Consider the following 16,085-nt stretch of genomic DNA (forward strand, 5'->3'; position numbering starts at 1 on the left):
CGCCCGCTGGCGAACTTCAGGGGAATATCGATTTGATTTGCTCATGGCTCCATCCTCTCAAGGTTTGGAGCCTCCGGGAATCCCGGTACGGTTCAACCAAGGGATTATGAGTGCAACCAAACAAACTTTGGGATCGCGCCTGCAATGCGGAAACAAAGGTTTTTCAATGAGTTAAGTTTTCCATGGTTTACATTACCCACATGGTTTTCACCCTGTTAGCAGCCAAATGACAACCAGGCGGCAACCAATTGACAACCAAATTACCACCGCTGCAGCAAGACGAGGGTGACTACATAGCAGGCTGCATAAAGCGGCTTAGACAGTGAATCAGGGAACAACCTGATAAGCGCACCATTGGAAAAGCAGGCTTCTGCGCTCAGCCCTACCTTCCGTCAGCAGACGTTGAGCCAATTCGTTCACTGTTTGTAAAGCTTCATTCCATGTAGCGGGCTCATCATGATAAACCAGTGAGCCAATAAAACGCTCGTAGCGATACGGATGGATGGGGTTGGTCTTTAAGCACCCGAGGCCATAGAGCAGCTTAACTGCTGGGCTAGTGACAAATTGTGTATGCTGGTTGCCGGACGGAGCCACTGCCCAGCGCGTAGCGGCTCCGTTCCTCTTTTGTTACGTATATTTCATTCAGCACTTTTGCAACTGTTATGATGACTACACTTTTTCCGAAAGGTAGGTGAGGCGCAACAGCGTTGATACCTCGCCCACCAGGTACAGTTCATGACATTGATATCTAATAAAAATGCTTCTTCCAAGCATCGCCCCCAACACTCGTTCATACGCTTGATCATGTTTCCCTTTGCTACTTTGCGTGGGCGCTTGGTCGTTGGTGCCGTAGTGCTGTGGAGCTTGCTTTGTCTTGTCATCTTAACGTTCGGTTGGCAGGCAGGTAAGTACCTGGTTAATGAGACTAATCACCAGCATCTGCGTTATGAGACAGAGCTCATCAGTAACTCGATCACCCTTCAGGTGAATGAGCGGCTCAGAGAACTTGAACGCTTGGCCGAGAGGGTTCCGCTGCCTAGAGAAGGGGCTCTATTTGAACAGCATGGTCACAAGTTGGAACCTCTCTTCGAAGCGCTAATACTCTTTGATACGAGTAGCCAAGTCGTTGATGAATGGCCTATCGACGGAGGACGCCGTGGCAACAATTTCGCTGACCGGGAATATGCTCGATTCATGAGCGCTTTTAAAACGCCTTATGTCAGTGAACCTCTCATGGGTCGCATCACTAACACGCCGTTGGTGCTCATGCTAGTTCCTCTTCGTGACGATGAGGGACACTACACAGGTTTCTTAGGTGGGTTAGTTAACCTCAAGCAAAGCCAGCTATTTAGAAACTTTGACCTACTTCGATTAGGTGCAGGTGGCTATGTGACGATTACGACAGCGTCTGGTCAACGCATCTACGACCCTTACCAAACAGACGCCATCGTGACATTACCTAGCACCATTTCACCTGTCTTAGCACAGGCGCTGGATGGCTGGGAAGGTGAGAGTCATGAGCGCTCACTATCCGGAGAAGATCAACTGGTTGCCTATCGACAAATTTGGCCTGCGAATTGGATTGTCGGTGTGCATCTGCCACAAGTGCAAGCTGAAGCACCTCTTATTGCGGGTATGAAGAAAATTACCACCTACGTATGGGGCATACTCATCTTTATTTTGCCTCTTATCTGGATATTGATTTGGATGGCGTTGCGACCTCTAACGCATCTTGCTCGGCAGGTACTGGAGCTACGAAGTGGTTTCCGCCCTGTATTGGATATTCCGACCACGATGAAAGAACTTCGCCGTGTCGTTGATGTGATTAACGTGACGGAACTTGCTCGCCAGGGGGTCTTACGTGACTTAGCCGAACGTGAAGCTTTATTGAGAGGTACGTTGTCTGCGTCTCCACAAGGCATGTTTGTAACGGATCAGCGTGGCCGATTGACGTTTATCAACGATGCGTTACTTCAGCTTCTAGGCGATGATACTCCTCGAAGCATGCAAGCCTGGAGCCGCCGGATTCACCGTGATGACCGCCGAGATGTCAGAACAGCGTGGTTGCACAGCCTTGTAAAACAAACGAATTTTGCGCGTCAATTTCGCTTTATAAGCGCCAATGAAGGCGTGCTCTGGCTAGATGTGAGTACCGCGGCTGTACGTGTTGAAGGGCATTTTATCGGGACTGTCGGCACAGTGCTCGATATCACTCAGCACCAACAAGACTATGCTCAAAAACGCTGGGAAGCAGAGCATGACTCTCTAACCGGTTTGCTCAATCGTCGCGGTCTGACGAGGCACCTCGAAGAGTTGCTTATTCAGTGGCAAGGCTCGGAAAAACCAACCGCGGTCATGCTTTTCGATTTAGATCACTTTAAGCCAGTCAACGATCAAGGGGGGCACGCTCTAGGCGACCAAATGCTTCAACAGATTGCGCGTATCGTACAGAGCGAAATTCGCAGTAGCGATTATGCCGCTCGACAAGGGGGAGATGAATTTGCCGTATTGCTACCGGGCTGTACTCCAGCACGTGCACTCACCATTGCCGAGTCTCTGCGTGCAAGCATCGCGGATAGCTCGATTGAGGCGCAAGGACGCCAATGGCAAGTGACCGCTAGTATAGGGGTCAGTCATTTCCATCAAGGTGACAAGACAATCGACGACATTCTTAGTCGTGCCGATACGGCCAGCTATCGGGCAAAGCAAAGTGGACGTAATAAGGTTGAAGGAGATGCCGATGGCTAGCCGAAAATCACTTTACCAAGCTGACACTTAGTTACTTTCGTCCAACTTAGGCCCTTAATGTATATCAAAGGCTCTTAGATTTGATATTCGCCTTACAGATTAAAAGGGCCAGCATGAAGGCTGGCCCTATATTTTAAATCATTGACTATATATTAATAGTCAACATGTAACTCATAGCGGTTATTGTCCTTTTCTTTAGCACCTCCCAATGCATTACCTGTTACTTCAAGCTGATAATTACCTGGCTGCAATTGGCGAACCATTTCAAAATGGCCACGGGGGCTGGATGCTTCTGCCACCTGCTGTCCAGCTGCATTGTAAAGCACAGCAGAGATACGGTTACCAGTGCTGGTTGCGCCTGGGAAGTGCTCACTTGCTATCTTCAGCGTAGTCGCTTGTTGAATGTTAATATTGAAACGCTTTGATTGGCCTTGGGCCAGCAATTGTGTAGAAGAGACGCCTCTTTCAAGTAGTGGCAGATCTTGGATGGTCGTCCCATAGTTAGCCAATGCAGGCGTTGAAAGAATGCTAGCTACAAGCGCTCCAAAGAGAATTGATTTAACTTTCATGATAACTACTCCAGTGGTTGGTTACATGGTTATATTAGCTGGGGTTTTTGAAATGAAGCTGAATATAAAAATAAAAATAATAAAAAACGCCACCATTTGGTGACGTTAAAAGTTACACACTGTCAGAGTCGTTAGAACATTAGTTTAACACCGGCAACAACTCCAGTATCTTCAGTGTTGTCGCCACTGGCTCGGGAGAGATCTGCAGTGTCGCCGTATTCTTTCTCCCAATAGGCACCGATGTAGGGGGCGAAGCGTCGGGTCACTTCGTAGCCTAGCCGTAGGCCAGCACGAACCGAGTTAAGGCCTTCGCCCACGCCAAATTCTTCAACTTCACTGGCGGCCACGGCAATTTCGGTGCGCGGCTGTAGGTAGAGCCGCTGAGTCAGGCGCAGATCGTATTCGCCTTCAAAACTGGCGGCCACGTCGCCATCTTCACTCACTTGTAATGCCACGTCGGTTTCAATGCCGTAGGGCATTACGCCTTGCAGGCCGACAACCCCATAGGTGCGTTCAGCGTGATCATCGGAGAAAACACCGCCTTGATAACCGATCCCCCCCTGTAACTCCCAAAAATCAGCCACTAAACGACTATAGAGTAGTTCCAAAGACTCAAACTCAGCATCTTCGCCGTCGCCCTGGACATTTTCGCCTTCTGACTTTAGGTAAATGCGGTTGATATCGCCGCCGTACCAGCCTTGAAAGTCCCATACCACGGCTTCTGGGCCTTTATCAGGCACGCTATATTCGAGCCGATCAAACAGTGCCATACCCATATTATGTTCCTCAGTGGGCGCTGGCCAACTGTCTGGTGCCGCATAGCCATCTTCGGCTTGAGCGGTCGTGGCGGCGGCCATGCCAAGGGCGGCGCTGGCGAGGGTTAAGTAGCGCTTAATTTTCATACTGCCTCCTTAAGAAACTTGAACAACGCGGAACATGCCAGCATCCATGTGATAGAGAAGGTGGCAGTGGAACGCCCAACTGCCCTCTGCGTCTGCGGTGATCAACGCAGACACGCGCTCACCAGGCTTCACATTTAGGGTGTGTTTGCGTGGTATCAATTCCCCTTGGCCGTTTTCCAGCTCCATCCACATACCGTGGAGGTGGATAGGATGCTCCATCATGGTGTCGTTAATGAGGATTAGGCGCAGCCGCTCATCTTTCTCAAAATGAATAGGGCCGGTCACTTCGCTAAACTTCTTACCGTCGAACGACCACATATAACGCTCCATATTGCCGGTCAGGTGCAGCTCAAGCTCACGGCCTGGCTCGCGGCGATCAGGCCATGGTGTGAACGCTTTGAGATCCCGGTAAACCAATACGCGTCGTTCGTCGGGATCAATGCCGATTCCCGCCTGGTTATAGCGAGAACCCGGCTGAGCTTCACCGGCGAGAAGCAAACCATTTGCACCTATTTTGGCCTGCTCGGCTGCCATCCCCCCCATAGTAGAGTGATCCATGCCTTGCATGTTGGACATACCAGAGTGATCCATCCCAGCCATGCTGGAATGATCCATGCCTTCCATATTCGACATCCCAGAATGATCCATCCCCGACATGTTGGAATGATCCATGCCTTGCATATTGGACATGCCAGAGTGATCCATCCCCGCCATGTTGGAGTGATCCATACCGCCCATGCCGTGGGCACCCATGGCTTCCATACCGCGGTCTGCAATTTGACGGCGTTCAGGAATCTCCGCCTGCATGCCTTCACGTGGAGCTAGCGTGGCGCGTGCATAGCCGCTCCGATCCATGGCTTCGGCGAAGATGGTGTATGCCCGGTCGTCTTCAGGTGAAACCAGCACATCGTAAGTTTCAGCCACGCCAATACGGAACTCATCAACAGGAACGGGTTGCACCGGCTGTCCATCAGCGGCCACCACGGTCATCTTCAGGCCAGGAATACGGACATCGAAAAAAGACATGGCTGAGCCGTTAATCACGCGTAGCCGTATCCGCTCACCAGCTTTGAACAAGGCATTCCAGTTTTCTTGAGGAGAATGTCCGTTGAGAAGATAGGTATAAGTACTACCGGTGACATCGGCGATATCCCGCGAACTCATGCGCATTTGAGCCCACATGCCACGCATTTCAGCGGTCTGAGCAAAACCGTTGTTACGAACATCGGCAAAGAAGTCAGCAATCGTGCGCTCTTGGAAGTTGTAATAGCCTTCCATGGTTTTCAGATTTCGGAACACCGACATCGGGTCTTCAAAAGTCCAGTCAGTGAGCAGTAACACATGCTCACGGTCGTAACGGATAGGCTCACGCTCGGCAGCGTCGATAATCAATGGCCCGGCATGGCCAAGCTGCTCCTGCATACCGGAATGACTGTGGTACCAGTAGGTACCGTTCTGACGGACGGGAAAACGGTAGGTAAAGGTTTCACCGGGGGCGATACCTGCAAAGCTAACGCCAGGCACACCATCCATTTCCGGCGGTAGAATGAGACCATGCCAGTGGATGGAGGTGGGCTCGTCCAGCAGGTTGGTGACACGCAGTACTGCGTCTTGACCTTCTTTCAAACGAATCAGCGGGCCAGGACTGGTACCGTTAATGGTAATGGGTTGGGCTTCTTGTCCGTCAATAGGCAACGATTCACGGCGGATCGCCAGCGATACTTCGGGCCCTTCTTCAACGCCCTGAGCATAGACATTGGTACGGCCCCAGGGGTTTGCCCAGGCGGGAGTTAACCCCATTGCCGCAGCAGAACCTAAGCCTAAGGCAGCGCCTCCTTTTAACACTTGCCGACGAGAAAGAGGGCGAGAAATGATACTTGAGCGTGCCATGTGTAACTCCCATCAATGGTGAATAGCACTATCTTGATGGAAGAAGCTGAATCAAAGCTGAATGATGATTAATTGACTACTTCGCCCGTCAAGGGCAAAGCAATCGTTACGCGTAAACCACCCAGCGGGCTTCGTTCAAACTGAGAGTAACCCGAGTAGCGGGCAACTAACTGTGCAAGAATCGAAAGGCCTAAGCCGTAGCCAGGGCGGCGCTCATCCAGACGTGTACCACGCTCTCCCAAGCGCGAAAGTTCCTCGTTTGCAACGCCCTGACCATCATCATCAATCGTTAGCGTGAGTGCAGTTACAGTGACGGCAACATCGCAATGAACGCGCCTGCTTGACCATTTTCCTGCGTTATCAAGCACGATGCCTAATATTTCTGAAAAGTCGTGAGATTCAATGGGAACTTGTTCTTCCTCACTTGCTGAGTGAGTCAGGTCGAATATACGCTCAGGATAGAGGCTACGAAACATCTCAATCAGCCGTAAGCTATCACGAGTAACGTTGGCCATTCGTCCCGCATTAGGACCTGCGATACGTGAACGACGCAGCTCCGCATCCAACTGGGCGTTGATGTCTTCAATACGGCTGAGTAGTTTATGGCGTCTGTTCTCATCGATAGGCCGGTTGCCACGCAGTACTTGAGTCACGGCTGCAAGCGGTGTTTTTAATGCATGTGATAGGTTGGCGACCGATTCTCGCGAGCGCTTTAGACGAAGATCGATGTCGTCCATGAACCAGTTCAACTGGTCGACTAATTCATCTAGCTCCGAAGGGGCTACTAATGACAAGCGATCTCGTTTGCCTGAGCGCAATGCTTCAAGTTGTTGGCGCAGTTGCCAGAGTGGTATGAGTCCACGGTTAACCGCCAGCATATTGAGTAAGATGAGCATCCCTAAAAGCACGGCGGCAATCCCACCGACCCACCAGTGCAAGGTCGCAAGTCCTGCTTCCACCTGTGAAAAATCCTCACCCACCAGTAGCACACCCTGTGTGCCCTGCCACTCAAAATGGCGACGATAGACGAGCATGTGCTGCGTTCCGCGATTCACGTCTATTAGGGCATCACCGTTTTCTTCCAGCAATGGAGCCAGCTGTTGCTGCCATTGCGGGTCGGAAGCGCTGACCGAGCCATTGAAGCGGAGTACATAGAGATGATGAAAGACTTGATAGCCTTGGCTAACCGAGTCGAGCGCAGTCGGCACAGCCGTTTGGTCTTGCTCTAGCTGCGCAACCGCGTGATTTGCTTCACGTTGTAAGCGTTCACCTAAAAAATCTCTTGCCAGACTATGTAACAATATCCCATGCAATAGCCACGTGGTGACCACCACCAGTAGCGCGACGCCGCCGAGCCATGCGAGTAGCCGAATGCGTAAACTGCGTCTATCAATGTGAAGCAAAGAAATACCCCTGACCGCGTCGCGTTTGAATGACTGATTTACCGAGATAACGACGCAGACGAGCGATGTAGACTTCCACCAAGTTAGGTGCTGCAGCGTCCTGCTCCAAGGCATAGAGCTGCTCTAGTAGCTGATCTTTCGAGTGAATACGGTCTGGATGAAGCATTAAGTAGCGCAGTAATCGAAACTCCGTTGCTGTTAGCGAACGCCACGTTTCCCCTTCTAAGCACACACGTTGACCCGCCTCATCCAACGAGACACCGTTTAGCGTAATCACCTGAGATAACTGACCAGACTGCCTACGCAGCAAGGCCTTCAGGCGGGCCATGAGTTCGGCTTCGTGGAAGGGCTTGGTGAGATAGTCATCGGCTCCCGTTTCAAGTCCAATCACTTTATCTTCCCAGGTATCGCGCGCCGTCAAAATCAAAATAGGCGTACTGCGCTTCTGCTTGCGCCAATGAGCGAGAAGATCTAACCCCGATCCATCGGGCAAACCGACATCTAAAATAGCCAGCTCATAATGCTCGGTTGCCATCAGCGACTTGGCCGCTTTCAATGAAGCGGCCAAATCAACCAGGTAACCGTTGTCCTTGAGACTCTCTGCCAAGCTTTCTGCCAACAAATCATCATCTTCGAGTAGCAACAGTTTCATGGGTCTACGTCAGATTAGAGAGAAAAGTTACCGTACATGCCGGATTCATAATGACCGGGAATGTTACAGGCATACTCTAGCTCGTTAACATTGTCAGGGACACTCCATAATAAAGTCCCGGTTTCACCAGGCTCAATGGTGACACCTGCCATGTTCATGCTAGCCATATCGTGACCGTCGCCGTGTGACATATTCGACATATCATGGCCTCCGCCGTTGGCCATGTTTAGCATCATTTGACGATGTTCTTCTTGGGCTTCTTTGCTACCGATCACAAACTCATGTTCTAAATTGCCGGTGTTGGTGATTTCAAATTTGACAATTTCACCCGCCGCCATTTCTAACGTTTCAGGGTCGAACCACATATCGCCAGCATCAAGAGTGATCGTGCGGTCAACGTCAGCGTCGGTCAGGCCACTGTCACCGCCGCCATGGCCGGGTGCAGCCCATGCCGCGCTTGTTACTAGGCTTAGTGAAAGAGCTAGCAAAGACGTTGTTAAAATGGTGTTGCGCATGGTCATTTACCTCAAAAGGGTTGTTGTCACTGCTTCCTTATACGGTGTTAACCTGAAACGAGCCTGAACCCAGCGGGTAGAATATGATCCATCGCAACTTTTCATTTTTTACAACGTTACAAGGCTTGACCTTGAGGTAGCCCTAGAGTCGTACACTCAGGGCGTAATTTCTAACTGACTTGATCGGAGGCTTACCATGATGAATGCCGATTGCTTAGCTTTTATGAGCTCAATGGGCTGGTACGGCTGGCTGATGCCGCTGTTTTTTCTTCTGCTCGTAGGCTTAGGTATCGCGTCGCTCGCAAAATACTTGTTTAGCCACACAACGAGGGCAGGCCGTTCATGAAACATCTTAACGCTACTATTCTATCAATTGCTTTGGCTCTCGGGGCTACATCGGCTCAGGCTGCACTGCCGGACGAAGCTACACTGTACAAAAATCCTCAGTGCGGATGCTGTGATGAATATGCTCGCCACTTGGAAATGCTGGGAGTCGATGTAACCATTGTCGATAACGTTGAGCTCGGCGATATCAAACAGAAGGCTGGCGTCCCTTATGGTTTGGGGTCGTGCCACACCATCGAAATAGGTGACTACTGGATTGAAGGGCACGTGCCGATGGAGGCAGTCGAGGCATTATTTGAAGAACAACCTGACATAGGTGGGATCGGCCTAGCAGGGATGCCCATTGGTACACCAGGCATGCCAGGGCCTCAGGGTGAGCCTTACGAAATCTATATGTTCACTGACCACAAAGACGATTCGTTTATGACTCTGTAGTAGATTTTTGGCTCTTCGACGTTGGGTGTGGAATTCGCCCCCTGAGCTGGGCCAGAATATGACCTCCACAGCGGCAGGAGGTATGACATGGACGGCACCCAGATTCTAACACTCGGCCTGGGCTTGGAAGCGCCCTGGATCCTCAAGAACCAGTACCTGGATACCGCCGTGTCGCCCCACCGCTTGGACCTCTATGTCGAGGCGGAGCGAGGCAGTCTCTATCCCTGCCCAGAATGTGGTAAGGCCTGCCAAGCTCATGACTTTGCCGACAAAACCTGGCGGCATCTGAACTTCTTTCAGCATCACTGTTACCTGCATGCTCGCGTGCCGCGCACGAAGTGTCCTGACCATGGCGTCAAGCGCATAGAGGTACCCTGGGCCCGGCCGGGCAGCGACTTTACCCTGCTGTTCGAGCAAGCGGCCATGTTACTGGTCAAGGAGATGCCGGTACTGGCCGTCTCCCGCCAGTTGGAGATTTCCGACAAACGACTATGGCGCATCGTGCACCGCTACGTTGGCCGCATGTTGGGGGAACTGGATCTGTCCAAGGTGGTGACGGTCGGCGTGGACGAAACCGCCTCCCGGCGCGGTCATCGCTATGTCACGGTGTTCCTCGACATGCAGCGCAAGCGGGAACCGGTTATCTTTGCCGTCCCAGGCTGCGGCAAGGATGCCATCCAGGCTTTCAGCGCCTTCCTGGCGGCCCATGGCGGCGACCCGAATAATGTGGTCGAGGTCGTCTGCGATATGTCGCCAGCCTTCCTTAGCGGCGTGACCGAGCACCTTCCCAAGGCCGAGGTAACGGTCGACTGGTTCCAAATCGTACAGACCTTCACCAAGCGGCTGGACGAGGTACGCAAGAAAGAGCGCCGGGAGCAGGGGCACCCCAAGTCGCTGCGCTGGGCCCTGCTGAAGAACCTGGATAACAAGAACCTGACACCCAAACAGCTTTCGGCGCTCCAGGAGTTGGTGGCCGATCAGAGCGCCACGGCCGATGCCTGGGTGATCAAGGAGAAGCTACGCTGGATCCAGAAGGCTCCAACGCCCAGAGCGGCTCGGTGGCGCATCACGAACTACCTCAAGGTCATGCAGGCGGCGGTGTCTGAAAAGCCACTGCTGAAGCCGATGGGGAAAGCCCTGGCGACGCTTGAGCGGCACCCCGACGCGGTGGTCAGACGCTGGCTCTCGGGACTGACGAACGCAAGACTGGAAGGAATGAATGGTCTGTTCCAAGCGGCTCGGTCACGAGCACGTGGCTACCGGAACGAGGCCAACTTTATCGCCATGATCTACCTGATTGGCAGCCCGGTGGGCCGCCTATTCGATCAGGCGAAATCCACGTGAAGTGACGAAGAACCAGATATTGTTACTTAATAGCAATCATCCTAAGTCGTAAAGCATTGCCAATCACGCTCACTGAAGAGAGTGACATCGCCGCCGCCGCGATAATCGGTGATAACAGCATACCTGTGAAGGGGTACAAAATCCCTGCGGCAATGGGGATGCCTGCCGCGTTGTAAGCAAAGGCAAAAAAGAGATTTTGGCGAATATTACGCATGGTGGCTTTTGAGAGCTTATGCGCCGTGGCAATACCGGTAAGATCTCCTCGCAGTAGAGTAACCCCAGCGCTTTCTATCGCCACATCGGTGCCGGTTCCCATGGCAATGCCGACATCCGCTGTAGCCAGCGCAGGTGCATCGTTCACGCCGTCGCCGGCCATGACAACAATGCGCCCTTCATCACGGAGACGCTGAATCACTCGGCCTTTATCCTCTGGAAGCACTTCAGCTTCGACCTCATCAATGCCTAGCCGACGTGCCACAGCGTTGGCGGAGGTGCGATTATCGCCTGTCAGCATCACCACTCGAATGCCGCCAGCCTGGAGTGAACGAATGGCTTCTTCGGTGGTTTCCTTGACCGGATCGGCAATGGCGAGCAGCCCAGCTAAATTCCCGTCGATGCTCGCAAAGATGACAGTAGCACCGTCGCTGCGCAATTGATCGGCATGTGTGTCTTGAGACTGGGTGTTAACGCCCTCGCTTTCCATCAATAGCCGGTTGCCCAGGGCAATACGCTTGCCATCTATCTGGCCTATAACGCCCATGCCATTGGGAGCCTCGAAGTCCAACGCTTCTGTTAATTTTACCTCTGCCTCTTTAGCCTTTTCGACTATTGCATGGGCCAAGGGGTGCTCGCTGCCTCGCTCAAGACTAGCTGCCAAGCGCAAAAGCTCCGATTCAGCAATGCCTTCAGTGAGAATCAACTCGGTCACTCGTGGTTTGCCTTCGGTAAGCGTGCCGGTTTTGTCGACGACGACGGTGTCGACCTTCTCTAGACGTTCAAGAGCTTCGGCATCGCGAATCAACACGCCTAACTGGGCACCTCGCCCTACACCGACCATAATTGACATGGGGGTAGCAAGACCTAGCGCGCACGGGCAGGCAATGATCAGAACACTAACCGCCGCAATAAGGCCAAACGCCATCGGCGGGGTAGGGCCCCACAATGACCAGGCGATGAAAGCCACAACAGCAATGAGAATAACGACGGGTACAAAGATGCTGGCGACTTTGTCGGCAAGCCCTTGAATGGGTGCGCGGCTGCGCTGGGCGCTGGCGACCATTTGCACAATCTGCGACAGCATCGTGTCCTGGCCCACCTTGTCAGCGCGCATGACAAAGGATCCTTGACCATTGATGCTGCCGCCAATGACGCCATCGCCGACTTCCTTTTTCACCGCTAGTGGTTCACCGGTAACCATGGATTCGTCAACGTTGGAGCGACCTTCCATCACTTCGCCATCTAATGGCACCTTATCGCCGGGGCGCACCCGGAGACGATCCCCTACCTGAACCTGGTCAAGAGAGATATCTTCCTCATTGCCCTGATCATCAAGGCGTCGAGCGGTAGCAGGCGCCAAGTCGAGCAGAGCACGAATAGCGCCAGAGGTTTTTTCACGAGCGCGTAGCTCTAATACTTGTCCCAGTAAAACTAAAACGACAATCACTGCCGCTGCTTCGAAATAAACGGCCACCGAACCATCGGCTTGACGGAAGGCGTCGGGAAAGATGCCCGGTGTGAGGGTGGCCAGCAAACTGTAGAGCAACGCGGTGCCGGTACCGATCGCGATTAGCGTGAACATATTAAGGCTGCGATGCACTAGCGAACGCCATCCGCGTACAAAGAATGGCCAACCTGCCCAGACGACTACCGGCGTTGCCAGCAGCAGTTGAATCCAGTTAGAGGTTTGCTGGGAAATAAAATGCATAAGGCCAAACACGTGGCCACCCATTTCTAGGGCAAACACGGGGAGGGTCAGTACTAGGCCGATCCAGAAACGCCTGGTCATGTCCTTGAGTTCGTCCGAAGGGCCGGTGTCAGCAGAGACGGTCTCAGGTTCCAGCGCCATGCCACAGATTGGACAGTCGCCTGGGCCTTCTCGTCGAACTTCTGGGTGCATCGGGCAAGTATAAATAGACCCCGAGGGTACTGACGCTTGTGACTGTTTGCTTGGCTCAAGATACGCATCAGGCTTGGCAATAAACTTTTCCTGACACTTTTCTGAGCAGAAGTACCAAGTCTTACCCGCGTGATCGGCACGGTGGCGGGAGGTATGGGGATCAACGTCCATGCCACAAACAGGGTCTTTCACCTTTGTCTCGTTATGGTCTTCAGACATCGTTCATTCTCCCCGTTTGGCGAACAAGGCGCATGGCTTCGTGCTCTTCAAGTGCTAAAAGGGAATCTAAGAGCTCTTTAGCCTCAGGAATTTCCGCTTTGCCAACGAGGGTTCGATAAAGGTTTATCGTTTGTTCATGGAAATCAAAAACCTCTCGGCAAATGTCGTCAACACTTAGCGTGGAATAGGGCGCATCGCAGGTACGATGCGTACGGATAGGTTTATGCTCCAAATAGTCATAAACGTAGGTTTTTAATGCTTTCGCGTCAGCAGTCTGTTCAAAGCGCGCCACAACGCGCTGCATTTCCGCTTCCTGTGCAGCTAAGTAATTGAGCAACATGCGAGCGCGCTCTTCTTCGTGTATATCGGCGCAATGAGCAAGGCAAGCTGCAAGATGCTCGTGTAACTGACGGGTCCAATCGATCAATTCACCAAAGGTTCTAACGTCCATTTGGTACCTCCTATAACGCTATTAACGTTAATGAGTGTGAGAGTGCTCGCTATCGTTTGAAGCGTCGCGTTTGGATAGGAAAATCCATTCGCCGAGTAAAAGAGTAGCCATTACTACGCCAGCAACGATGAGCACCATGGGGTCCGAGATGGCTTTTACCCATAAAAAGCCGATTAACACGACAGCATCTAGTAGTATGGCAATGCTAGGAATAACAGGATTAGCCCCCACTCTGTCCTTGAGATGACGAAGCACACCCCAGTGGATGGCCATATCCATGATCAGGTAGAAAATGATGCCTAATGCTGCGATGCGGCTCAGGTCAAAAAAAGCGGTGAGCACTAAGCCAAATACGATGGTGTACACCAGTGTATGCTTTTGTACACTGCCGGGCATGTGGAAATGGCGGTGAGGAACCAGCTTCATTTCTGTCAGCATGGCGAGCATGCGTGAAACGGCAAAGACGCTGGCGATGATACCGCCCGCCGTTGCCAACATGGCGAGAATGACGGTAAACGCAACTGCCGCTTCACCCAGTGCGGGACGGGCAGCGGCGGCCAGGGAGTAGTCTTGGGTTTCGATAATTTCAGGCAAAGATAGGTTGCTGGCAACGGCAAAACCGACAAGGGCATAGATCACCACGCATAGCGCAATCGAGATCGTGATAGCTTTGCCAAGATTCCGCTTAGGATCTTTAAGCTCCGAACCACTATTGGTAATCGTCGTGAAGCCTTTAAATGCCAGTATGCCGAGCGCCGTAGCACCTAAAAAGCCCGTTATCGTAGGCGTAGGTGCATCGTTGCCAGCACCCATTTCGATGGAGTCGGCAATAAACACGCCGACAATACCAAACACTATAATGCCACCTATTTTGATAAATCCGAGCACCGAGGCGACGGTCTCGATCAAGCGGTTGGCGGATAAATTGATCAAAAAGGCTATTAGCAGTAAACCAACCCCGAGTAGGGGCACAAATAGTGAACGATCCCCCAGGTCAAACAACTCAAGCGTGTAGGAACCAAACGTTCTCGCCAAAAAACTCTGTGCGATCACCATGGAAAAATACATCAGGAGGGCATGAAAGGCGGTGGGAAGCGTCGGGCCATACGCTTTCTGTAAATACATGCCAATCCCACCTGCTGATGGGAAGGTATTGGACATTTTAACGTAAGAATAAGCGCTGAAAGAGACAATGACGGCAGCGGCCAGAAAGGCTAGAGGAAATAGCCGACCAATCATTTCGGCCATTTGGCCGGTTAGCGCAAAAATACCGGCCCCAATCATCACGCCGGTGCCTAATGCAACGGCACCGACCAACGAAAGACTGTTTTCTTTATATTGTGGCGTTCTATCCTGCCCAACCATGAAAGCGACTCCTTGTATTCACGGCAACCACAGCAGCAATAACTGCCAAGGACTCCTGTGCGGTGTTTTTTGATGCTATATAAATTAAATATAGAACCTATGTGCAGCCACATGGCAAATGACTAACGGAAGGTCTGATTTTGCGAGGCCACAGGCAAGCAGCTCTTACCCTAAACTAGCTAGTCTTGCTCCTGGTTGTGTCATGTAGCCGTTATGACTATTAATGACAGCTCCAAGGTTCCTGTTTAGCGTTGTCTTTAACGTTCTGATCGACGAAACGGTAATACTCCTTCTTAAAGCGGTTCCACCGATCAGCGCTGACCTGTATGTCATGGAGCTTGAGAATTTTTTCAACGTCATCGATGCAGAGCCTCAGCGCATCGTAAGCAAGGCTGATATTTCGGTTTTTCTCGTTGTAGACCACCTTATCCATTCCATAGAGTCGGTCGATATCTGACAGCGCTTCTTCAATGCGTTTGGATTTACTAGGCTTGATTTTTAAATTCCGAGTCACCAGTGTGTTTTTGGAAACACCCAAGCGGTGCTCTTGTTGTGTCGTTTTCATGGTCTTTCTCCCAGGCGCGTACATGTATATATAGAGTGGTTCAGTCCTTGTCTATTTTGTCCTTATGACCGCCGTGGTGTTTATGCATGAAAATATGCATCAGTGGGCATGCTGCCAAAAAGAGGAAAGGTAAGAACTGAAATAGGTGGAGACGGTGCTCGGTTCCAATCAGGTATCCCGCCCAAATGACAAACCCAGCAAGTGGCACCCACAACATCAGCAAACGACTACTTGTACTGTTACTCATAATCACCTCAGTAACTCGCCCAAAGAGCCAACAGCAGTTAAGGCCGTTGGTTTGGGAAAAATCAAATAAATAACCCCAATAACATCATGGATGATTTGTCTGAACGCAACCTGAACAGCATCGGAGGGAAATATGATCCTGATCAAGCGCCTCGCAAAAAGTAGGCGATAATTACCCAAGCGGTATCCATAGCCTCATTCCCATCATCATTAGGTTTTCGGTGAGCGATACAAAGCTTAATGGGTATTACTGTTGCCGACACAGGCGCACTTGAGCTCACGTTTATCGAGGTATATCGCTTTAAAGACAGAACCTGTCA

At 51.7% G+C, this 16,085-nt stretch carries 14 protein-coding genes; 3 read left to right on the forward strand and 11 right to left on the reverse strand.

Annotated elements, in window-relative coordinates:
• Window positions 1–735 precede the first annotated feature (735 nt).
• Window positions 736–2,748, forward strand: a complete 2,013-nt coding sequence (locus ACIGG6_RS09040; protein WP_399844022.1) for a sensor domain-containing diguanylate cyclase — start codon at window positions 736–738, stop codon at window positions 2,746–2,748.
• Window positions 2,749–2,900: 152 nt separating this feature from the next.
• Here the strand turns inward: ACIGG6_RS09040 and ACIGG6_RS09045 are convergent, their stop codons facing one another.
• From ACIGG6_RS09045 to ACIGG6_RS09070, 6 genes are all read right to left on the reverse strand, one after another.
• A complete protein-coding gene (locus ACIGG6_RS09045) occupies window positions 2,901–3,317 on the reverse strand; it encodes a hypothetical protein (protein WP_305947784.1) in 417 nt (138 codons plus the stop codon).
• Between the two features lie 131 nt (window positions 3,318–3,448).
• Entirely contained in the window at window positions 3,449–4,219 is a 771-nt protein-coding gene (locus ACIGG6_RS09050) for a copper resistance protein B (protein ID WP_050713463.1), read from the reverse strand.
• A gap of 9 nt (window positions 4,220–4,228) precedes the next feature.
• A complete protein-coding gene (locus ACIGG6_RS09055; RefSeq protein WP_253018709.1) occupies window positions 4,229–6,109 on the reverse strand; it encodes a copper resistance system multicopper oxidase in 1,881 nt (626 codons plus the stop codon).
• A 68-nt stretch (window positions 6,110–6,177) separates the two neighbouring features.
• Window positions 6,178–7,512, reverse strand: a complete 1,335-nt coding sequence (locus ACIGG6_RS09060) for an ATP-binding protein (RefSeq protein WP_287706170.1) — start codon at window positions 7,510–7,512, stop codon at window positions 6,178–6,180.
• On the reverse strand, window positions 7,499–8,164 hold the full coding sequence (locus ACIGG6_RS09065) for a response regulator transcription factor (RefSeq protein ID WP_159341611.1): 666 nt from the start codon (window positions 8,162–8,164) through the stop codon (window positions 7,499–7,501). The genes ACIGG6_RS09060 and ACIGG6_RS09065 overlap by 14 nt, the downstream gene beginning before the upstream one ends.
• A 14-nt stretch (window positions 8,165–8,178) precedes the next feature.
• Window positions 8,179–8,679: a cupredoxin domain-containing protein gene (locus ACIGG6_RS09070; RefSeq protein ID WP_159341612.1), complete on the reverse strand. Its 501-nt coding sequence runs from the start codon at window positions 8,677–8,679 to the stop codon at window positions 8,179–8,181.
• A 342-nt stretch (window positions 8,680–9,021) separates the two neighbouring features.
• On the opposite strand from ACIGG6_RS09070, the gene ACIGG6_RS09075 reads away from it, so the two are divergent.
• A complete protein-coding gene (locus ACIGG6_RS09075; protein WP_016915528.1) occupies window positions 9,022–9,459 on the forward strand; it encodes a DUF411 domain-containing protein in 438 nt (145 codons plus the stop codon).
• Window positions 9,460–9,546: 87 nt separating this feature from the next.
• Window positions 9,547–10,803 carry an ISL3 family transposase gene (locus ACIGG6_RS09080; RefSeq protein WP_399844026.1) on the forward strand — a complete coding sequence of 419 codons (1,257 nt, stop codon included), beginning with the start codon at window positions 9,547–9,549 and terminating at the stop codon, window positions 10,801–10,803.
• Between the two features lie 22 nt (window positions 10,804–10,825).
• Here the strand turns inward: ACIGG6_RS09080 and ACIGG6_RS09085 are convergent, their stop codons facing one another.
• The 5 genes from ACIGG6_RS09085 to ACIGG6_RS09105 form a co-directional block, all read right to left on the reverse strand.
• On the reverse strand, window positions 10,826–13,138 hold the full coding sequence (locus tag ACIGG6_RS09085) for a heavy metal translocating P-type ATPase (RefSeq protein WP_159341614.1): 2,313 nt from the start codon (window positions 13,136–13,138) through the stop codon (window positions 10,826–10,828).
• Window positions 13,131–13,589 (reverse strand): hypothetical protein, encoded by a 459-nt coding sequence (locus tag ACIGG6_RS09090; RefSeq protein WP_008958467.1) that lies wholly within the window; start codon window positions 13,587–13,589, stop codon window positions 13,131–13,133. Before ACIGG6_RS09090 ends, ACIGG6_RS09085 begins: the two co-directional genes overlap by 8 nt.
• Before the next feature lie 27 nt (window positions 13,590–13,616).
• Window positions 13,617–14,954 (reverse strand): APC family permease, encoded by a 1,338-nt coding sequence (locus ACIGG6_RS09095; protein ID WP_159341615.1) that lies wholly within the window; start codon window positions 14,952–14,954, stop codon window positions 13,617–13,619.
• A 220-nt stretch (window positions 14,955–15,174) separates the two neighbouring features.
• A complete protein-coding gene (locus ACIGG6_RS09100; protein ID WP_022522184.1) occupies window positions 15,175–15,519 on the reverse strand; it encodes a hypothetical protein in 345 nt (114 codons plus the stop codon).
• A 40-nt stretch (window positions 15,520–15,559) separates the two neighbouring features.
• A complete protein-coding gene (locus ACIGG6_RS09105; RefSeq protein ID WP_035586996.1) occupies window positions 15,560–15,766 on the reverse strand; it encodes a DUF2933 domain-containing protein in 207 nt (68 codons plus the stop codon).
• Between the last annotated feature and the right edge of the window lie 319 nt (window positions 15,767–16,085).

The sequence above is a fragment of the Vreelandella lionensis genome (genome assembly GCF_044543515.1).
Classification (GTDB): Bacteria; Pseudomonadota; Gammaproteobacteria; order Pseudomonadales; family Halomonadaceae; genus Vreelandella; species Vreelandella lionensis.